This is a genomic window from Caballeronia zhejiangensis, assembly GCF_000698575.1.
Classification (GTDB): Bacteria; Pseudomonadota; Gammaproteobacteria; order Burkholderiales; family Burkholderiaceae; genus Caballeronia; species Caballeronia zhejiangensis.
In genome coordinates this window covers 21,845-43,233 of sequence record NZ_JFHD01000027.1, presented here as the reverse complement: position 1 = coordinate 43,233, position 21,389 = coordinate 21,845, and the positions used below count along the sequence as shown (strand labels likewise).

Genomic DNA, 21,389 nt, shown 5'->3' with positions numbered 1-21,389 from the left:
TTGAGGCCGCCATGTCTTTGGCGGTGTTCCAGGGTCGATTGGCGCCAATAACGCGGCGAGTTTTGGCATCAACTACGACCTCGGCGCATTCGGTGTGGCCGCCGCTTATACCAATCAGAAATATGGTGCCGTGACGGGCGCACCGGCCACAAGTGTCCAGAACTGGGGCGCCGGCGCACATTACAAGCTTGGAAATCTGACCACCAACGCGCTGTTCACGACGGTTCGAAATTCGGCATCAGGGGGCGCAGCGTGGATGGCGGAGCTGGGAGGCATCTGGCAATTCACGCCGTCTTTGATGCTTGGTGCGGACTACGTTTATATGAAAGGTAACGAGAACCTCGATAACAATCACGCTCATCAAATCACGGCCGCGCTCGATTATTGGCTGTCCAAGCGCACGATGGTGTATGTCTCTGGCATCTATCAGCGCGCCAATAGCGGCGCTCACGCTCAGATCAACGGCATTTTGGACCCGAATGGTGCGTCGAGCAGCGCAACCCAAGCGATTGCGCGCGTTGGTCTGAGCACCCGATTTTAGTCACTTGTCTTAGCTCGACACCCGCGGACTTAAGCCAAAGGCGCGAAGCGTTGCTGTTCTAGACGAGCCCCAAGCGAAAGGTTCTGCAGCCTGTGGCGACAGAGCGAAACCAACAGATGGAGCATAGCAACATGAAAAGTAAAATCACACCCGATTGGGATACCGCTTACGAGTGGAAGATTGTGACGTTGCTGTCACTCGGATTCGGCTTGGTTGGGATCGACCGGTTTATGATCATGCCGTTATTTCCGGTGTTGATGAAGGAACTCCGGCTTGATTACCAGGACCTGGGGCACATCACTGGCGCGCTTGCTATCGCGTGGGGCCTTTCCGCTATGTTCACCGGCAACCTTGCCGATCGGATCGGTCACCGAAAAGTCCTCATTCCGGCCACCGTCGCCTTTTCGCTGCTGGCGGGTGCAGCCGGTCTCGCCGCAGGCGTGGGCAGCCTGATCCTGATCCGCGCGTTGATGGGCTTCGCAGAAGGCGCGTACACACCGTCCAGCATTACCGCCACCCTTGATGCATCGAGTCCGACAAGGCATGGCCTTAACGTCGGGATTCAACAGACTGCGTTGCCGCTGTTCGGTTTGGGAATCGCGCCGATCTTGGTCACGCAATTGCTCAAGGTGATGCCGTGGCACTGGATCTTTGCCATGGTCTCGGTGCCGGGACTCATCGTATGCTATCTCACGTACAGGATCTTGCGCGATACACAACCGGCTGCCGCAGTGGTTCATACTGAGACGCACGACCTGGCTAAGCATAAATGGCACGAGGTGCTCCGCTACAGGAATGTCCCGTTGAACGTTGTTGGGATGCTGTGTTGGCTGACGTGTCTTATTGTGCTGAGCGCACTGCTTCCGAACTACTTAACCGACTATCTGCATCTGGGCCTGGAGCAAATGGGCTTCGTGCTATCCGCGATTGGCGCGGGCGGAGCGCTAGGGTCTTTGACAATGCCCGCGCTGTCCGATCGCCTCGGACGCAAGCCGGTCATGATTATCTGCGTCGTTGGCGCGTTCACTGCGCTTTACTCGCTATCGCGTACGGGCGCCGAACCTTTGCTCTTGTTCGTTCTGTTGACGACCACGATCTTCTTCGTGTTCAGTATGATCACGCTGACCGTGGGACCAATCAGCGCGGAGTCCGTACCCGCGACGCTGATGACCACGGCGTCTGGACTTGTCATAGGCATCGGCGAGATCTTCGGCGGGGGCGTCGCCCCGGCGGTGGCGGGCTATGTCGCGAAGCACTTCGGCATTCAGTACATCATGCATCTCGGATTGGGCGCCCTGGTCGTCGCACTTTCGCTAAAGGAGACTGCGCCGGCACGGCTAAAGGCGGCGGTTCCTGCTGTACAGTGAAAGATCGATCGTCCGAGCGGGATTCCAAGACAGGCGTCGCGCTGCGGCTGGTCGCCGCAAAGGAAGCAGGCGTGCCTTTACCGAAAGCAATGAACGTCCGTGCTTTGGCGTGGCATTAGAGAGGGGACGGGCGCTCTCCGGAGCGCGCGCCCGTCTCTCTGCGCTTTTCCGGCCAAGCAGGCGGGTGAAATTCGGTTGATCACCTGTCCGGGACCTGTCAGTGCCGCAGATCGTGTACCCTGCCTACCCGGGCGTTTGCGTCAGGTGATAAATCATCGAGTAGCTAAGGCGACTCGCAGGATGGACGCCGCTGGTTACTTCGATCACTTTGCCACGCACGAAGTAGGTTCGGATGATGCGCATGCCGGCTGATCCGGCAGGATCTTGCCGCGCCTCAGCGTCCGCCCCTCCGTCCGCCCCTCAATAAGCAGCCCCTGTAACTCCTGTTCGACCCGTGTCGCCTCGATACCGTACTGATCTTGGGGTCTGAGGCGCAGTGGAACGGAAAACCGGGTTAAGCACTCTTCATGAATCGCTGCATGCTGGATCACGTAGCCAAGTTGAGTACACGTCAACTAGCTATCTTGATGCTGCATAGCCAATAACAGCGATACCCAATGTAAATTGGCCAGCGTCATTTGGCTATGTTTCTTGGCTGCGGGGTTCAGCAGGAAGCAAAGGAGAGCCGGTTTGCACATCGATTCCCGGTGTGAAGCGAGGACTTCCTTGCGATCAGACATTCGCATGCTAAGGGTCTAACGCTTCACTAGGAGAGTCGGCTGACTATTTTCCGAGCGTCATGCCACCGTCTATCGTCACGATCTCCCCTGTCATGAACTGAAACGGCGGCTGCGCAAGCGCGATCATCGCAGCCGCAATTTCCTGCGTCGATGCCAGGCGGTTCATCGGATGCATCGCAGCGAGCTTCTCCTCGCTGAGCTCGCCCGCCTCGATTGAGCGCTGAATCATCGGCGTCTTCACGTAACCGGGTGCAACCGCGATCACGCGAATGCCGTCGGATGCCCATTCGTTTGCAAGCGAGCGTGTCAGCGTCGCGACGGCCGCCTTCGAGACCGCATAGTGCGCGCGCCCCTTCATCATCACGGTGCCGGCGACGGACGCAACGTTGACGATCACCCCGCGCTTCTTGCGCAGTTGCGGGTACAGCGCGTGCGAACAGTAGAATGTGCCGCCCAGATTCACCGCCAACACGCTGTCCCATTCGGCGGGGTCCTTCTCGGCCACCGGCTCGCGACCGCCCGCGATGCCGGCGGCATTGATCAGCAGGTCGACTCCGTCGAGCTGCTTCGCGACGGCGGCGACGGCCGCGTAGTCGGCAATATTCACGGCGACGCCGCCCTCCTGTTCGCTGCGATCCCAGACGACAACACGCCACCCTGCCGCGCGCAATTGGCGCACGCACTCCTGTCCGATGCCGCTTGCGCCGCCTGTGACAATGGCGATCCGTTCTTCCACATTGTTCATGCCAGCCTCTCGATGTGTCGGCGACGGGCACGGTTAAGCGCGAGACCGTGCCAGATTTTTCACTGCCGTGTGCCGGTTACGTACGCAGACGATCGCGAGCCCGGCGCTTGCTAGCGTGGCGATCGCGAACACGCGCGCCGCGATATCCCACTGTCCGCCCGTAGCCTGCATCACCCAGCCCGTCAGCGTTGGCCCGAAGAATCCGCCGATCGAGCCAATAGTCGTCACCAGCGCAAGCGGTCCGGCGTGGGCGCCGATAGTGTTCTGAATTGACGTATTGAGCGGGCCGTAGTACGCGATCGTATAGCCCGTGATGATCGACACGGCCGCGATGAACCCGCCAAGCGACACCTCCGCAGCGGTCGGAAGCAAGAAGAATCCGACACTGCCGATGAGGCAGACCGCCGCGAGGTGCCAGCGAATGTCGCCCCAGCGTTCGCTGCTGCGCCCGATGAGATAGCTGAACGTCAATGCCACCACATTCGGGATTATCAGCAGCATGCCGATCTGAAGCGGCGTGATGTGATACAGGTGCTTCAGGATCGTCGGCAGAAAATAGGCCAGCGCAAAAGTCGCCGCGTAGGCGATCAGCAGCGCGACGAGTTGTCCCCACAACAACGGCTCGCGGAACACGGCGAATTCCGACGCCCGGGCCCCGGACGAAGACGAGGCCTCCGCGGTCTCCTCGCTCATCACCTCCTGCAGCGAACGGCGTTGCTGCTCGGTGAGCCAGTGTGCGTCGTGCGGCGTCGCGGGCAGGAAGCGCAAGACGATCAGCCCGAGCACAACGGTCGGCAGCCCTTCGATCAGAAATAGCCAGCGCCAGCCCGGCATCCACGCGTCGATGCGCAGCAATGCGCCCGCGAGCGGACCGCCGAAGATCATCGCGAGCGGGATCGCCGTGATGAACACCGCGTTGATCCGGCTGCGAAAGCGCGGCGGAATCCAACTGGCGAAGTAAAAGTTGACAGCGGGAATGAAGCCGCCTTCGATCACGCCGAGCAGGAACCTCAGCACATAAAACGACTTCTCGCCCTGCAGCGTGGCCATCAGACACGATACGAGCCCCCAGGCCACGAACACGAACGCGAGCCAGGGCCGAACGCCGAAACGCTTTAGCGCGAGATTGGCCGGCACGCACGAGCCCGCGTAGCCAACGAAGAACAGGCCGGCGCCGAAGCCGTAGGCCGCGAGCGAGATCCCGAGATCCGCGCCCATTTGCAGCTGGGCATAGCTGATGTTGGTGCGGTCGAGAAAGTTAAGCACATACCCCGCAAACAGCAGGGGCAGCACGCGATTGCGAAAGCCGGCGACCGCCCGCTCCGCTTCCGCGTGTTCCGAGTTCTGGTTCATCACGTTGTCTCCTCCTATATATTGTCTGGTCGGTCGCGGTTGCTTCACGCCCCGTCGATCACGGTGTTGCGAAGCAGGCCAATGCCTTCGATTTCGATTTCGCAGACGTCGCCCGCCTTCATCCATACTTGCGGGTTGCGGGCCAGGCCGACCCCCGACGGCGTGCCCGTGATGATGATGTCGCCCGGCTGCAGCTCGACTGCTTCTGAGCATGCGGCGACGAGGGTCGCGACGTCGAAGATCATGTCCTTCGTATCCGCGTCCTGCATCGTCTCGCCGTTCAGGCGGCACCGGATCCGCAGGCCCTTCGCCCCTGCTGGAAGCTCATCTGTGGTGACCAACTCCGGGCCGAACGAGCCGCTCGCGTCGAAGTTCTTGCCGATCGTCCACTGGTTGGTGCGCAACTGGTATTCGCGGATCGAGCCTTCGTTGAACACCGAATAGCCGGCCACATGCTCGAGCGCGGACGCCTTCGGGATGTAGCGGCCGGGCTTGCCAATCACGGCCACCAGTTCCGCTTCATAGTCGAACTGCGTCGAGACGCGCGGACGCACGATCGGCTGCTCGTGCGCAACCCATGATGACGGATAGCGACTAAAAATCACCGGATCCTTAGGGGGCGCGAAGCTGCTTTCGGCCGCGTGATCGATGTAGTTGAGGCCGATGGCCAGCGCCTTCGATGGTTGACGCACTGGCGGCAGATAGCGCAAGCCCTCGATTGGCGTCACGACGCCGCGGCGGTTCATCGCTTCAAGCGCCGCTTGCGTGCCAGCCTCACCCATGCGGAGCAACTCGTCGAGCGAATCGGGCAGGCCCGCCGCGGTCAGGTCGACCAGATTGTTTGCATCGATACGCGCGCCGATCGCGGGCTGCCCGTTGCTGTTGACGAATGCGATGAGTCTCACGTTGTCTCCTTCAGGCCGACGCCTGCTCAAAATTGACGAAAAAGAATTCGGGAACCTCGGGGCCCCACACATAGAGCGAGTCTGCGGGCGCATGGTCTGCGGGCGGCCAGTCGATCTCGTGCGGCACGTAGTCGATGTCGAACGAATACTCGGCGAAGCTGCCCCACGGGTCGCGCACGTAGTAGAAGTAGTTCGAACCGAGCACGTGCCGGCCGACGCCCCAGCCTTCCGGGAAGCCCGCGTTGCGCATTTGCTCGGCGCCGCATCCGACCTCGTCGATACTGCCGACGTCCCAGCTGGAGTGATGCAGTCCGGGGCCGGTCGATTTGGCGAACGCGACTAGATGATGATCGGAGCCGTGCGGGCCGTGCAGAAACGCGACGACATCGCCCGAGCGGTCCGACAGGCGCAGGCCGAGCACGTCTTCGCAGAAGCGCACCATGCGCAGCACGTCCGGGCTGAAAAAAAGCACGTGAGACAGACGGCGCGGACGCACTTTCGCAACGCGGCTGCGCGACGGCGCCGCGCCTTGTCCGGTTGCGATCGGCTGCGCGGGCGACGGCATGGTCTTTTCGTCGGGCGACACCTTCGGGCCGACCCGCAGTTGAACCGGCGTGCCGTCCGGGTTGCGCAGCCAGAGCCCCGCGCCGTCCGACAGCGGATGCGGCGCGCTTTCGATGCCGTCGCGGGCGATGCGCGATCGCATCGCGCCTAGATCTTCCGCGAAGATTCCGAAGCTCACGTACTCGAGCCGCTGGCATGAGCCGCCAGCGTAGATCGACGCCCATCGGTGCGGCCGGCCGGCGGCAAACAGATCGAGACGATCGTCGCGCCGGCGCACGTCCAGGCCGAAGGCCGTATAGAAACCCTCGGCTTCGTCGAGATCGGGCACCGAGAAGACGAACTCGTGAACGGAGTGAACGCCGACGGTATTCGGGCGTCGTCCTGATTGCGTGGTCATCGGGATCGACTCCTGTATCAAGGTGCGTTGAAGCCGGTTACCGTGCGAATCACAGCCGCGCCCGGCCAGCCGTCGCCGCGCCACGCGACGTGTTGATCCGGGCGAATCAGCGTGAAGCGGGCGGGATACAGGTTCGCGACGCCGCCCTCTCCCGGCTGGATCACTTTCAGCGGCATGCCGCACGCGGCGGCATCGGCCGTTACCGATTCGATTTCCGTCGTGGTCGCGGCGGTGGACGCGAGCAGCGTGAATCCGCTGCCGAAGTGGTCGTACAGCGAGCTGCCGTCATGCAACCACGCATGCGGCGCCAACGCGCCGGGACGCGACGACGGCACGTAATTGATGAAATCCCTTTCCTGCGCAGCGCTGCCGTCGGGGGCGACGATCGGAGAGTCGTCGTATCCATAGCCGAGCACGACGCCCAATGTAGAGAACTCGCGCATCTTGGCCGCCTGGATCCGGCTGCCGATTTCACGGCGCACGCGCGCCCCCGTGTCGCCCGGAGCTTCGATATCGTCCGCCAGCAACTGGTTGCCGAGCGTTGCATGGTTGACGACGGCCTCCTCCAGTACCCATTTGTGAACCGGGCGTCGCTCCGCCTCGTAGCTGTCGAGCAGCGCAGGGCCGCCCCAGCCGTGAAGCGTCGCGGCAAGCTTCCAGCCGAGATCGACGCTGTCGGCGATACCCATGTTCATCCCATACCCACCGAACGGCGGATGCAGATGGCAGGCGTCGCCGGCAAGGAAAACCCGCCCCTTCCGGTACCGATCGCCGAGCAGCTGGCTCGCGACCCATTCGTCGCTGCTAAGGACCTCGTACGGGAGGTCGATGCCAGTGGCGGTGCCGATCATCGCGCGCGCGTCGATGTTGCCGATGCGAACGCCGGGCTCGACATGCGTCGGCATGAAGAACCAGGTGTCGTCGCTGTCCATCGGGCCGATGAGGCTCGGTGCGTCGCGGTTGATCTGCCAATACATGATCGCTGGCCCGAGACGGTGCGCATTGGCGAGCCCCGGCGCGCGAAACACGATGTTGTAGTTCTTTGACAGGCCGTACTGACCTTCCATGCGGGTACCGATCAGATCCCGCACGAGACTGCGCGCGCCGTCGGTGCCGACCAAATAGTCCGCGTCGACGACGATGTCACGTTGATGCTCGAGATCGCGCAGCGTGGCGCTCACCGTGTTGCTGTCCTGCTCGAAACCGCGGAGCTCGCAACGGAAGCGGATCTCGACGTCCGGCAGCGATTGCGCATGCGCCCGCAACGTTTCCTCGACGGTGTACTGCGGAATCCACTGCGCGTGCTCGGAATAGAGCGGATTACGGCCAGGCGCGCAGTACATCGCGTTTTCGTGGCGCGCGAGCTCGAAGCCGGCGAGCCGCGTGCAGAACACCACGTTCGACGGATAGTCCACGCCGAGCGGCGACGCGGCGCGCAGGCGATCGGCGATGCCCCAGCGGCGCAGGTGCTCTCTCGTGCGCACGTTGGTGGTCTTCGCGCGTGGCGCATAGCCGACCCGGTCGTTTCGTTCGATGAGCAGGCAGGGAATGCCCCGATGGCCGAGTTCGATTGCCAACGCGAGGCCGGCGGGGCCTGCGCCCACGATCAATACGCGTGGTGTTGCACGCTTCTGCACGATGCTGTCTCCTGTCGTTCTGCATGCGGTTCGGGATGACAGGAATCTTAAGAACAGCCGCATGATTCAGAAAGATGGCAAAATTTCACGCGTGATACGAAAAATGAATCGGTGAGCACGATGAAGCTGAATGCGTTGCGGGACTTCGTCACAGTGGTCGAGCGAGGCGGGTTACGGGCGGCCGCGCGCTACCTAGGTCAGCCGCAGCCGGCGATATCTCGCAGCATTCACGATCTGGAGAAGGAGCTCGGCGTCACGCTGTTCGAGCGGCATGCGAAAGGCGTGCGGCTGACGCCGCTCGGCAGCGTCTTCCTGCGGCGGGCGAACGCAGTACGAAATGAACTGCAGCGCGCGAAGGACGAGATCGGGCAACTGCGAGGCGAGACGCATGGGCGTGTCACGCTGTGCATGTCGATGGCGCCGCACCTCGGATTGTTGCCCCGGGTGCTCCAGCCGTTTCGCGCGCGCTATCCGACCATCCATCTCGAAATCATCGATGGCGTGTATCCAATCGTCGAGGCGTCGCTACTGGACGGCACGGTGGACTGTTACATCGGCCCCGCACCGTCGGTGGTGCCAAATGAGCTTCAGGTGGAGAAGCTGTTCGACAACACGCGGGTCATTCTTGGCCGGAAGGGACATCCGCTTGCGGACGCAACATCGCTGCGCGATCTCGTCGATGCTGAATGGATCACGACGTCGATCACGCACAAGGCAGAAGAAGAGCTCGGTCCGCTTTTCCAGAAGCACGGGCTGCCCGCGCCGCGTCTGGCGATGCGTGCGCAGTCCGCGCTCACGTTCATGACCGCGCTCGCCAACTCGGATTTGCTGATGATGCTGCCGGTGCAGTGGATTCAGTACCCGCTCCTGAGCGAGACGTTTCAGGAGATCCGGGTCGTCGAGGCATTGCCGGCGCCGCCGGTCTGCATCGTGCAGCGTATCGGGCTGCCGCTGACGCCCGCGGCGGAATATCTCTGCACGCTAGTGCGCCGGATCAGCGGCTGAAGACTACAGTTGTTGCTCGGCACGCGTGCGTTTGCTCCCAGCAGTACGGCGAGCCTCCGTTGCCGGGTACGCCTCCAGTCAGAGTGGAATGCAGAACTCGTTGCTCTTATGCTGCTGTATCGAGCAATTGCTTGACCCTTTATGCCGGCCATCGCACCGCCCGTGGCTTGACCGATGGCAACGGGGTCGAAAGTGCTCATCCGTTTACGAGACACAGTGTTCTCGCGAGCGAAGTCCACGCTTGCCGCATCGGTACGTCCTCGCGGGACGCATAACGGTGCCGCCGAACTCAAGCGATATACGTCCATAATGACTCGTTAGTACGACTGATGAAAGTGCGTTAAGACAGCATTATGTCAAGCGATCAACCCAGCCCGGCGCGGCCGGTGGCCGTGTAGTGCGTCCGGCCTAATACACCTCGATATGATCCGGATACACGCCCGTTTCGCGCGCGGCCTGCTCGACCGCCTCCGGACTGTCCACCCGGCAACCGCGCCGATCTCCATCTCGCCGGCGAATAAGCGGCCCGCCCACTGACCCGAGGGGGCGCGGTAGATCCGAAGGGTGACGGCCTGGTCGGTGTCGTGTTCCATTCAAACTCTTGGAGGAAAGCCGTCGGGGGCCCCAGCTGCCACTTTCGGCCTCCGGAGGTCGGTTCCAAACTTTTGCGGGAGTGCCCGACGAAGCGAGCCTGCCCGCAAGTTAGTTTTGCATTTAGATTGGAAGTGGTTGATTTACATATATTTTTTGTATCATCCTGTGCCGATATCGGATTGCTTTTAGATGATCCTAAACCGCTACGACCAAAAAGGGACATATCGAGCGTAGCGCCGCGACGTCGATTCTGAGTCGTCCAACTTGATCTTTCCCGCCTCAATCGTCTGGTTAATGATCACCGAGACGACCTCGACCTTGGACGATGGTAGGCGGAAGCGTTCCCTGAGGCTCTGGTTCGACATACGGCGATTGTTGACATATTGCAACACGCAATGTTGGTAGCACGCCCGGATCCGATCGCCCTTACTCATATCTTTGAAGTCTTGATGAGCGAACATCACGGAGGTTGTCCGTACATCTCCAACGCGGAAGTCCGGCGCTGGAAGCTGATACATCTCGGACGCCGAGATGACTTTATCGATTCCACTCCCCTTCTCCTCGCAAATCCCCATTCTCCGCATCAGGTCGGCGAGGCGCTCATTTCGAGATCGATATTCGTCGATGAAGCGCTCGAGCGGAATCGGAGGAATTCCGGGGTTAGAAATCTCTACACGGTCCGCATACATCTCGACCATGACCGACATCCCTGTCAGAGAGTAATCCTGATGAACAAGCGCATTCGCAATGAGTTCGCGCAGCGCCTGCTTGGGGAACATCCTGACTTCCTCGCGGAGCGCCTGCTCCACGACGTGATTCTTTGGAGCGAGGCCATGAAGCATCGAGAGCAAGCCCTCGAAGCCAAGTGCGTATCCCTTCTTGCCAATTTGATCTAGTTTGGTCTCAACCTTACTTGTGCCCTCGTAGACGACGAGGCGGAAGGCTTTTCGCGAAACTGAGAGCGGAAATGCATCGAGATGCTTGGCTAAGAGAATCGCGCCTAGGTTGTAGATCACCCACGATTCGCCCGTCCGACGAATCAATTGCTCCCCTTCCAGCCTTGCCAGTACTGCGTTTTGATTGGTTGGATATGGCATCCCAATCAAATCAAAGTAGGCCTGCGAATCCAGAAGCGCAATCACCTCTTCGGCCGTGCAGTCCGCCTTTGCGGGCTCAGAGAGCCAATCCGCCTTACCCTCAGAAAATATCTCTCGCAGACGATCTTCTGACATCGGGACGAGTTCGTGAGTTGACCTCATCCAATATGCGCCATCCAAACTATATGCTGTCCCGGTCGGCCGCTTGGGAATGTGAAAAATCAAGACACGACCATCTGCATGTCCAAACTCCTCAACATCGACTCGAAACCGAAGCGCCCCGAATAACTTGCCGGCAATATCCGCAGGATCTGCAAACGCGGAGGTGCCAACCACTCGGCGCGGATGCTTGTCCGAGACACCGAAGATCAAGTTGCCGCCGCCTTCGTTAGCAAGGGCCACGCAGTAACGCTTCAACTTGGTGAGGTCGTATTGCTCCTTCGCTTCCTTGAACTCGAGATGTTCTGTCTCAGAAGGCGCGGACAGCCAGCGGTTCAACTGATCCAACGAAGTGCGCATGTGTTTTCGACAGGGCGGGAGGATGACAAGGTTTGTTCGGGGAAGATGACCTCTCTAGGTCTCGCGCACATTATCGCATTCCTCGGGCGCTCTACTGGACCGACCACGTCTAAGCAGCAAGCCGATGTGTGGTATCTGTCGAACCAGATGTCCGAGTCGGCCGGAGACGTCCGGGCACCATGGTCCGCATCTCCGATCTCGGACGAATTTGCGCACGCCCCATACATCGCAGAATCGGCATATGGAGCGCTCCCAGTGACCTCCGCCGCCGCTGTTCCTTTCCCACTGCGTACTTCGGACGATCGAACGCGTTCGATCGATGCTCTTCTCAAGGAAAGTACGTCTGCCGGGAGAATAACGCTGTGGCGCGGATCCCAGCTCGTGCGTGCCTACGGAAAGATGGTGGATACCTGGTACGCGGCGTTGTCAGCGGAACTGCCCGGCAACGGCTGGCCGCTTGGGCGCTCGTGGAAGCGCTCGTTCAGCAGCAACCGGTATTGGTGAAATGCGTGTGATGCGTCCGGCGCCGGCGCGCATGAGCCACCGTCCCGTCGTGCTGCTACAGGCCCCCCTGGATGCGTGGTGCTCGAGCGCGACAAGGTCATCGTGCTCGATGCAGTGGCTAGGGGCGCGGGGGATGGCGACGCTCATGCCGGCGCGCTCATGTACGACCGCAGCGCAGAGCGAGAACACGAGATACAGCGTGACGTGGGCAATCGCCCTGCTGCGTTTTCACCTCAGGTTGCGGTGTGCGACGAAGCGGATCACGAGCCCTCGCCCGCTCCACGATGCAAATTCACGACAGCGAGAGCATTTTTATTCAATCAACAGACGATCGGGACAAGCCGCGCAGTTACAGCCGGTTACAATCAGATCAACGAGGTACTTTGCCCGCTTTTTCGGCGCCAAGCTGTGACAGAGTGCTGAAATCTGACGATTTGAAAGCTAAAGATATGGAGAGGACATTGACTCCGCCGTCCAATCATTGGGTCCGCTTCCTTCGCAACTACGGTCCCCTGCCCACAAACGGCAACTTATTCGACGAACATGTGACCGCAGCTCTTCGTCGCGCTCATGTGAAACCAATAGAACTCCCAACTCCGTTGGTTGACGAGATGGCAGAGATAATGCTCTCTCGCAACGCCCGATCAATGCTAATTGCCGGCACCGCGGGGGATGGCAAGACATATCATGCTCGGAAACTGTGGGTGAAACTCGGTGGCGACGAGCGGCAGTGGGATGAACCAATCAAGACACAATCCCTCAAGCTCGCCAACGGGACGACATTGCGTTTTATCAAAGATCTGAGCGAACTCGGACCGGACGAGGGTAATGCCGTCATTGGTGGCCTCGAGCAGTCAGTATTCGATCCCAGCAGCGATCTTGGCTTCGTCATTGCGTGCAACCATGGTCAAATCCTCGAACGCTTGCGTAAGTTCGCCTCACCCATTAATGGCGCCAAATCTCGCCTCCTAGAAAATGTCCAGGCTGCCTTCCTGAATGGCGGCAGCGAAATATCTGCTCTGAAGGTGATCGACCTCGGGAAGCAACGACAGCGGCACTCATTTCGAGCCGTCGTCAAGGCGATAGTCGAACACGAAGAGTGGGAGCGATGCGAAGACTGCGCGCTGAATCGGAATGATCGCCGATGCCCAATACTTATCAATCGAGATCGCGCAAAGGGCGCTGATGATGGTGCCCGCTTCACAAATCGACTGGAAGACCTAATCGAGCTTACCAGGCTTAACGGGGCTCACCTTCCAGTCCGGGATCTTCTTGCGTTAGTCACGAACCTGTTGCTCGGACACCCAGATGCCAAAGAACACCTCATGACTTGCGGTGATGTCGCCCGAATCCAAAATGATAACAGCTTGGACCAAGCAAGCATTTATCGCAATGTCTTTGGTGCGAATCTAGGTGAACGCCGGTCCATGGCACGAGGCGTCTTTCGCGCGCTTAAGGCTTTCCAGATAGGAGAGGAAACGACAAACACGATCGACGGCATGCTGGTTTATGGGCGGCACGACCTGACCTTGAGCGACGACTTTAACGCGTTGGTCGCGAACGATGGCGATTATGGAGCGAACGCCGGGTTCATCGCAAGCCAGGCGCAATATCTGGAAGGCGACGAGACTGCGCGAGAAGCTGAGGTTGCCGCGACGTTCCTTCGACGCTTGCGCGATCAGCGACAACGGCTCTTCTTCACGTTACCGGATGCCGAAACTACGCCCTATCGGTTCTGGGATCTCTCTATTCTCATGTTCGCAGGAGATTACCTTGCCCTGTATCGCGCTTGTGAAGACAAAAGACCTCCGCCGCCAAACATAAGGTCAAGAATAATCCGTGGATTGAATCGAATAACCACAGGTCTGCTCTTGGACAACACACATTCCGTGTTCTTGGCAAGTTCGGGAGGCTTCAGCCATTCGAAGGTCAGCGTGCTTTGCGATTCTGAAATTCCTGCGCAGCGAAAAGGAGCGGCGCCCGGTCTAAGCGTCGTTTTTGATTCAAATACTCTGCGCCCCTGCATCGATGTCTGGGTTGGGTCTGATGCTACATCTTCCGTTAAATTTCAGCTAACACCCGTCCGCTTCGAATTCCTTTGTAGGGTAGCCGAAGGTGCTCTTCCGAGCAGCTTCTCGAATGAGTGTTTCGAAGATCTTCTCGCCTTCAAAGTTCGCCTACTGCGAAAAACCGAGCATATTCGAAATCTCTCGTTTGCGTCACATGACGAAGAGTTCCATGAGCCGACACACGGTCAAGGAGACCTCGATCTCGCCTTTGTAGAGATCGAGCAGAACGGTAGCGGCTTTCTCAAACGCATGATCGTTGGAGGCGGTCAATGATCATTAGCAAAGACATATCGTTCGCAGTCGACGAACACATCTGGGGTCATCGTCTTTACGACGAACAATTGCCGCATTTGACCGTCCTTGAGTTTTTGAATGTATTACTGTCAAACAGCGACGCCCCTCTACGAGAAAAAAGCGGTGAGGCCATTCGCTATCAGCCCCAGCATCAAACTCGCCTTCGCAATTTGCTTTTCAACAATCCATACATCGATCTGATCCGTTCGGAGCATATTCCCGACGACGCCAAATGGTCACGATGGCTCAGCTTGTTTAATCAAGATGCTACCGAGCCAGCGGATCAGCATTTGCCCCAACTTCGGCGAAATTTTTCGACGTTCGACGATTTCGGACGCGCGATAGAGCTGATTCGCGCCTCAGCGTTTGAAGGTCAAAGCAATAAACGGTGGAGCTCTAGATTTGTGTTTCCCTTCGGCCCTGACGCACTCTACGAAGACCTGCGTTTCGACTCGAAGGCGAACGCATCGAATGATCGCCGTTTTTTTGCTCGGACAGGCGAGCTGCTCTATTTGATGATGAGTAGAGCGCAGCGAGGCGCCGAGCTAGGCAGTCAGATAGTGACTCGCTTATTCGCGCACGATGCGCCCATGAATCGTCTGGTAAAAGCGTTACAAGGCGAACCACAAAAGGCCTCCAATTCGAAGGAGGTCGGTTACCTTCCGCATGCACACGACGCCAGATTTGATCAACTCTGCGATGACTGGCTCGCGATTCTGAATCGTGACCTACCTGTTTATGACGGATTGGACCATCTCATAACGCTCACCGGCCTTAATTTGTTGCTTTATTTTCTCGAACAAGGACGGCGCACGGTACGTGACGCCGAACCGGTCGAGTTCTTGTGCGAAATTATCTCGTCGCAGCGGACCAAGATCAGAAGCCTTTCAATCGCAGGCTACCAGCACAATCAAAATCTGTCGCAGCGAGCGGTTTTGGCATACATCGAGTCGTTACGTAGCGCACCCGAATGGGAAAAGGCACTGGCATCAGACGACCCAAGCGGTGCGTGTGCGATGTTGGTGAAGCAAAAATTCCAGTACGAAAAGGACGACGACAGTTCGCTGGACGGTCTCTCTGGCGATCAACTGCTCGACCGACTCGCTGACCGTGCTCGTTCTCGCCATGAACAACACCTCGGAAAGCTCCATGGGACATGGGCCCGCGCCATTGGCCTGAGCTCTCGTCGACTTACCCGACGAGTGAGATACGCGCCCAGTGATCGTTTGCTGAAGGCCCTGGTTGTCGCGGTCGTGGACGGAGCAATGGAGTTCTCCGAATTTCTTGCCGAGATTCACCGCAGATACGGAATAGTAGTGGGTCATGCGGAGGGGCGGCGATTCGTACAATCGCAGCAAATTGACCAAGAGGCGCTTATGAATAATGCCAACAACCTTGAGACGCGTCTCTTGGCGCTCGGTCTTGTACGCCGACTATCAGATTCATGCGCATTTGTTGAGAACCCGTTTAGTCGAAGAGGTGCGGTTTGAGCATCGCCGATAAGATTGTAGGCCGCGTAGGAGCGGCTGTTCTTCGTTCGCATATTCCTGCTCTTGATGCGCCTGACCGTGCTACGGACGGTCCTGCGCTTTTCCGCTTAGACAGGCTAAGCAAAGAGCATATCAGTGCGATTGTCCATGAGGTTCTTGCGGACCCGGAATTACATGGCCGCGTTGAGGTCCGGATTCCTCGAGGGCTCGTCGAGAATTCCGGTCTTCCTGATGAAGTCCTGACCGATAACAATGCGGGCGCGATCAGAAATCAGCGGACCGAGAAGGCGGCGATGCTCACTGCGAACGGCAACGAGCCGAATCTAGCGGACACGCTCGAGCATGTCGCAGCGATCGGCGCCGCGGAATTTCATAGTCACGCTCGCGACTGGGTAAGCGCCACGGTCGACGCAACCGATATGTCTTTAACTCCGGAAGATCAAGCGGTTTTTCGGGCAGCGATTCGTGGCCTCCTTGTCGCTGAAGAGATGTCGCTTTATGAATTGGCCGAATACTGCAGCGCCGTCAGCAATGCTTCGACAACCAAGGGCGAAGCCATTCGAACGGCGCTTGGTTGGGCGCTCCCGTACTTACATTTGCCGCGTGACAGTTCGCTTTTCGCCAACGCGCGGCAGTACGGACACCACAGTGGCCCGTGGCGCAAAGCGTTTGAGAAACTCTTCACGGATCGAACGCCACTGATCGCGAAGCAGCGAAAAAACGGACAGCCGATTGAGTCCAGCGAGATCGAAGAACGGTTCAACGAAAGCCGCGAATCGATCAATCAAGACGCCGTTGCAAGCATACTGGCGTTTATCTCATCGCAACCCGGTGAACGAAGCGCGGCACAAGCGCTGTGCCAGTTTGAATGGGAAGCAGATGGCATCCACCTCATCTTTGATAGGCCGAAAGAACGGAAGGAAAGTCTTGCCAAGCAAACATTGGACTTCTTTGAGCACGACTGCACGGATCCGGACGTCCTGACGCCAGAACGTAAAGAGTACTTGGCCGACCTCGCCACGCGTGAAAGCCGCTCAGAGTGGAATGATGAGGATGAGCGTTTTTATGAGCTCCATCGCAACTGGCTTGACCAAGATGCGAGGCTAAGGGCGAACTGGGAAAAAGCGCTTTTTGGAAAGCCCATTGAATGTACCGATTTCCTCGACGGCCTTGTCACTGCGATTCAACGGTTAACGGCCTCAGAGGCTGAGACCGCAGGTGCTAAGCGTATCAAAATCCGTGTCAATCGAGGTAGAAAGGATTGGCGAGAACGTTTTAATCACGACTTGGGTTGCTACTTCTCGACGATGTACCGTGGGCTGCGCAGTCTTCTATCAGGTCGTGTCGAATTCGTCCGTAGTCCGGGGCTCGGAAGCAATCCGGAAGTCCCCGACCCTCTCTTAGAATATCCGGCGTTTCTAGAGTACGAGAGGGACCGACTTAAAAACGACTTCAAGTCAGTCACGTCCATTGCGCGCCCACAAATTCAGCTGAAGTTTGAGATTTCGTTAGAACTAACTAACGGTGAGCAAACAGTCCCTTCGGGGAAAATACACCTTCTATGGATCGGACGGCCGCAAGCTGTCGGCCTCCAGCTCTACGACGACATCGGTCGCCTCCGGCAGAAAGCAGCGATTACTGCGACCGAGGTTCCGCGGCGGCTAGTGAGCAAAAAAGGAGGTGTACAAGCCGTCTCCTTGCTCGACGTCAACACGTTTGAAGCTACATTCGGACGAGACGCGGGGTCTTTGGTCCCGCCCCCTTCGAAGTTGAAGAGTTTGAGTCATGAGATCGGCCGTCGTCTGAAGCCACTGAAAGACGAGGGCAGAATAACCGAAGAGCAAGCCATTGCAATCAGCACGGCGCTCCATCGGTTCGAGAAAGATTACTTAGAGGCATTGTCTGATTTCGCCGAGCGGGGTTTGCATACTGAGGCCGCCATGCGACAAGCCGATTCGTTCGGCGAACTGTTACGGACATTGAAGGAGAACGCCCGTGGTGACGTTGCGCGCTCTAAACTTGTCAGCGAAGTGCTTCGTGTCGGCACGGTAGCCGTAACAGGCGAAAAGCCGTGCGTGATTGTTCCTCCGTGGCATCCTGAAAGGATGAAGGCCCTTTCGGTCAAGCTGCGGCGCACATGCGGGCTCATAAATCACCTCCTTGGGACAGAACACACAGACTTTGGCGACCGCAACATATTCTTCCAAGAGTTCAGCGATGAGCTTGCTCATCCCTTCTATCCGGAAATCGCCGTTGCCGAGCGAGGAGGCGTCGCGCGATTAGTCGCCGAAACGAGCACCGAGAATGGGTACAGCCTGATGGAAGAGCCCGCTGTTGGTGAAGGTGCTGACATGAGTGATGTCACACCATTAGAGGCGTCCCGGCAAATTAGAGAGCTCATCGAGCGCTACGTGAGTCTGCAACGGCACGAAGCAAGTAACCTGTCGATCGTTCTTTACAACGCAGACGCTGCAACGCTGCCGCTTACAACGGTTCGAGAACTCAGTGACTTCGCCGACGCACAGCCCGATTTACAGTGCAATGTTTCAGTGCGCCACACTGACGCCAATAAACTTCGCCGCGTGTACGCAGAGTTAGTAAGTAGTTCCGAAGCAGACCCTGACATGGCCGTTATCGGTGCGACATCCGACAGCTTTATGTCGAAACTCAGGATTTCGGTCACCCCGCCTAATGCCGCATTGCCCGAAGTCGCGCATGGCTTTCGCCCGTTCGATATCGCCTTTCTGCATGACGTCGTCTCTCGTACTGCTTCTCCGGAATGGGTTAGGTTGCACTGGCTAAATCACAGAAACTCGATGGAACATGCGCCATCCCGTTGGTCGTATCGCAGTATCTCTGGAGAGGATGAACTTAAGTCGACAACTTTCCTAACTTGTCCGCAACAAACCGCGTCGGGCCGCGCATACGTAGACATGGTGGGCGCTGTTGTTCGAAAAAAAGATGTGCCACCGAACGATCATCTTGTACCTGCGCGCCAGATATCCTTGCAAGATGAAAAGCTCAAGTCGTTATTCGACGACGCACACAGCATTGCTGAGTGGGTAGCCACTTACGATGAATTGTTGGATAAGCGGCAATTGCTAGCTAACAACATCAACGTCGTTCGTTACCGTCGGCAGCGGACAAACGGTCGCAATATGATTGTTAGCTCAACATCGGAGCTCCGTCTTCTTCGCGTACTTGCCCGCCGACGTTTGGAGGAACTGGGACTTCAGATCGACTCGGCTGGCCTCGATGCTGGAACGGACCGAATCATAATGGACGCCTTATCGATATCGGGAGACATCGTCCTTCGAGCAGCGAAACGCGGGGTTTCCGCTGGCGAGATGCTTGGCCTGGTTCTCAGCCGATTCATCGTAAGACGCGAGTTTCAGTCGCTCTGCGGAGGCGCTGATAAAGCTTCGATCCAGGTCTTTTTCCTCCTTGACGATTATGCATCCTGGCTCGCGCAGCGGGAGAACCGAATTGCTGATCTGCTCGGCCTATGCGTCGAGGACGCGCAAGACGGTATTCGCTTACATTTAGTCGTCGTCGAATCAAAGTACGTTGGCGTAGCCAACGTCGCCGATGCTCGCCGAACGTCGAAGACGCAACTGCTTGCAACCTTGTCAACGCTAAAGGAGGCACTGTTTGGAGATCCGGGTCGCCTTGATCGAGACCTCTGGTTGGCAAGACTGGCTGACCTTCTGGTCGATGCTATTGCCCTGCCAAGCCAGACCGCGTTACTCGAGCGCGCTCGGGCTGCGATCCGCGATGGTACGATCAAGATGACCTTGCGTGGATACTCGCATGTGTTCGTACACTCAACGGAGGCGGGAGCCAGCGGGTCTTCGGTCGCTGACCAGGTAGAAGTTGACGTGGGCTCGCCGGCCATTGCCTTCCAAGAGGTCTTTGACCGAGCGCAACTTCGCGACTTAGCAGCGGCGTATGTGCGCAATACCGACCCAACACCAGTGCGTGCATCAATTGGAACGGAAACGCCCTGGATGACGTGTAATGCGGTTCCACCGGCACCGCGGGTTTCGTGGTCCGCGATGGTTGACAAGCTCGCGGTCGACGTGTCCGAGCTATCGGAGAACAACGTCGGGGAGCCGCTTGAAGTCGTCCCAACTGCGGCGACGCATGGAGGAGTGTCTACCGAGTCTGCGACGGATACGGGTCAACTCGCAAGCTCGAATTTTGACGATCTCACGGTCTCCACGGTTGCAATTGCGGCAGGCTCGGCGGAAACCGGTGGCAACGCCGCCTATGGGCCTGCGCTCTCAAGTCTCATCGCGCAAGAGGTTGTACAGGGCGGCGAATCGCTTGATGACAGAGGGGGCTGGGCCGCACAAATCGCCGCTACGTTCAAGAAGGCAATGAACAGCTACGGTTTCCAGGCTAGCGTGCTTGGAACCAGACTCACGCCGAACGGCTGTCTTATTCGGCTCGCGGGTTCAGATCGACTCCGTACCGAGGACATCGAGGCCAAACGTATGCAGCTGCTAACGACGCACAGCCTTGCGCTGTTGTCGGTGCAACCGCGCCCCGGCGAGATCATCGTATCGATTGCTAGCCCTAATCGAAAGGCGGTGTCCCTATGGGAAGTCTGGGAACGTCGCGCTGTAAAGCGAAATACAGCCGGAATCAACACGTCGTTCGTACTCGGCGTCCAAGAGCTAAACGGAAACATCCTCTACCTGAATCTGGGAGGCGACTTCGAAGGACTATCGCAGCACGAGCCTCACTCGCTTATTGCGGGGTCGACTGGCAGCGGCAAGTCAGTTCTGATCCAAGCGCTTCTCCTCGATATCGCAGCAACGAATCCAAGTTCATTAGCGAATATCGTTCTCATCGACCCAAAAATGGGCGTGGATTATTCGGCTTTGGAAGAACTCCCGCATCTACGAGAGCCGATAATCACATCGCGCGAACGCGCGGTTGAAGTACTCAAGGTGTTGGTTGAAGAAATGGAGGAGCGTTATCGCGTGTTCGCATCGGCAAAGGCTCGAGACTTGCCAACATACAACGCGAAAGTCGCTCCGGCCGACAGGATGCCCATGGTTTTCGTTGTACACGACGAATTCGCAGATTGGATGCTGGAGGATACCTACAAAGCGACGGTCAGCGCTGCCGTCGCGCGTTTGGGTGTCAAGGCGCGAGCGGCGGGTATCCATCTATTCTTTGCGGCACAGAGACCGGACAAGGATGTTATGCCAATGCAACTGCGGGAAAATCTCGGAAACCGTTTAATACTTAAGGTGTCGAGCGAGGCAACTTCACGCATCGCTTTGGACAGGCCCGGTGCGGAACTACTCTTGGGTAAAGGACACCTAGCGGCCAAACTCACTGGAGAGCACGGGCTATTGTTCGCTCAGGCCCCGTTCCTGTCTGATGAAGATATCGGGTTGGCGGTCGACGCAATTAAAGCTGACCGTTCAAGAGACACCGAGGCTTAAACTTAAACCGTAAAGCCCTCGGCGAAAACAGGTCGAGGGCTAATTTTCCAGTGCAACTCTCTCGATGTGGTCGATTCCTAGCGAACATCAGGAGTCTTTGTCACGCACG

12 protein-coding genes and 1 pseudogene are annotated in these 21,389 nt (G+C 58.2%); 7 read left to right on the top strand and 6 right to left on the bottom strand.

From position 1 onward, the window contains the following. Nucleotides 1-10 precede the first annotated feature (10 nt). Nucleotides 11-541, top strand: a pseudogene (locus tag BG60_RS26325) (porin); the annotation flags it as partial. A gap of 131 nt (nucleotides 542-672) precedes the next feature. Further along, a complete protein-coding gene (locus BG60_RS26320) occupies nucleotides 673-1,908 on the top strand; it encodes an MFS transporter (RefSeq protein WP_034473335.1) in 1,236 nt (411 codons plus the stop codon). A 783-nt stretch (nucleotides 1,909-2,691) separates the two neighbouring features. On the opposite strand, the gene BG60_RS26315 is transcribed toward BG60_RS26320, so the two are convergent. Genes BG60_RS26315 through BG60_RS26295 form a run of 5 tightly spaced genes read right to left on the bottom strand, consistent with a single transcriptional unit; the run spans nucleotide 2,692 to nucleotide 8,249 of the window. After that, nucleotides 2,692-3,393, bottom strand: coding sequence for an SDR family NAD(P)-dependent oxidoreductase (locus tag BG60_RS26315; protein ID WP_014194504.1), 702 nt, complete (start codon nucleotides 3,391-3,393; stop codon nucleotides 2,692-2,694). Between the two features lie 33 nt (nucleotides 3,394-3,426). Continuing rightward, nucleotides 3,427-4,746, bottom strand: coding sequence for an MFS transporter (locus tag BG60_RS26310; protein ID WP_050878708.1), 1,320 nt, complete (start codon nucleotides 4,744-4,746; stop codon nucleotides 3,427-3,429). A gap of 44 nt (nucleotides 4,747-4,790) precedes the next feature. After that, nucleotides 4,791-5,744: a fumarylacetoacetate hydrolase family protein gene (locus tag BG60_RS26305; RefSeq protein ID WP_321197082.1), complete on the bottom strand. Its 954-nt coding sequence runs from the start codon at nucleotides 5,742-5,744 to the stop codon at nucleotides 4,791-4,793. After that, complete coding sequence (locus BG60_RS26300; RefSeq protein WP_014194501.1) at nucleotides 5,662-6,612, bottom strand: VOC family protein; 951 nt, start codon at nucleotides 6,610-6,612, stop codon at nucleotides 5,662-5,664. The genes BG60_RS26305 and BG60_RS26300 overlap by 83 nt, the downstream gene beginning before the upstream one ends. Before the next feature lie 17 nt (nucleotides 6,613-6,629). Beyond that, complete coding sequence (locus BG60_RS26295; RefSeq protein WP_241484889.1) at nucleotides 6,630-8,249, bottom strand: FAD-dependent monooxygenase; 1,620 nt, start codon at nucleotides 8,247-8,249, stop codon at nucleotides 6,630-6,632. 120 nt (nucleotides 8,250-8,369) lie between these two features. Here BG60_RS26295 and BG60_RS26290 point away from each other — a divergent pair, with 120 nt between their 5' ends. Then, nucleotides 8,370-9,254, top strand: a complete 885-nt coding sequence (locus BG60_RS26290) for a LysR substrate-binding domain-containing protein (RefSeq protein WP_014194499.1) — start codon at nucleotides 8,370-8,372, stop codon at nucleotides 9,252-9,254. A gap of 797 nt (nucleotides 9,255-10,051) precedes the next feature. On the opposite strand, the gene BG60_RS26280 is transcribed toward BG60_RS26290, so the two are convergent. Further along, entirely contained in the window at nucleotides 10,052-11,464 is a 1,413-nt protein-coding gene (locus BG60_RS26280; RefSeq protein ID WP_034473303.1) for an ATP-binding protein, read from the bottom strand. 381 nt (nucleotides 11,465-11,845) lie between these two features. Here BG60_RS26280 and BG60_RS40195 point away from each other — a divergent pair, with 381 nt between their 5' ends. The 4 genes from BG60_RS40195 to BG60_RS26260 all read left to right on the top strand — a co-directional run bounded on the left by BG60_RS40195 (nucleotide 11,846) and on the right by BG60_RS26260 (nucleotide 21,280). Further along, entirely contained in the window at nucleotides 11,846-11,968 is a 123-nt protein-coding gene (locus BG60_RS40195; protein WP_420912056.1) for a hypothetical protein, read from the top strand. 284 nt (nucleotides 11,969-12,252) lie between these two features. Beyond that, nucleotides 12,253-14,310, top strand: a complete 2,058-nt coding sequence (locus BG60_RS26270; protein ID WP_241484888.1) for a hypothetical protein — start codon at nucleotides 12,253-12,255, stop codon at nucleotides 14,308-14,310. Then, nucleotides 14,307-15,821, top strand: coding sequence for a methylation-associated defense system protein MAD7 family protein (locus tag BG60_RS26265; protein ID WP_034473297.1), 1,515 nt, complete (start codon nucleotides 14,307-14,309; stop codon nucleotides 15,819-15,821). The genes BG60_RS26270 and BG60_RS26265 overlap by 4 nt, the downstream gene beginning before the upstream one ends. After that, the gene (locus BG60_RS26260; protein ID WP_034473296.1) at nucleotides 15,818-21,280 is read left to right on the top strand and encodes an FtsK/SpoIIIE domain-containing protein; all 5,463 of its coding nucleotides are present in this window, start codon (nucleotides 15,818-15,820) and stop codon (nucleotides 21,278-21,280) included. The genes BG60_RS26265 and BG60_RS26260 overlap by 4 nt, the downstream gene beginning before the upstream one ends. Nucleotides 21,281-21,389: the final 109 nt, after the last annotated feature.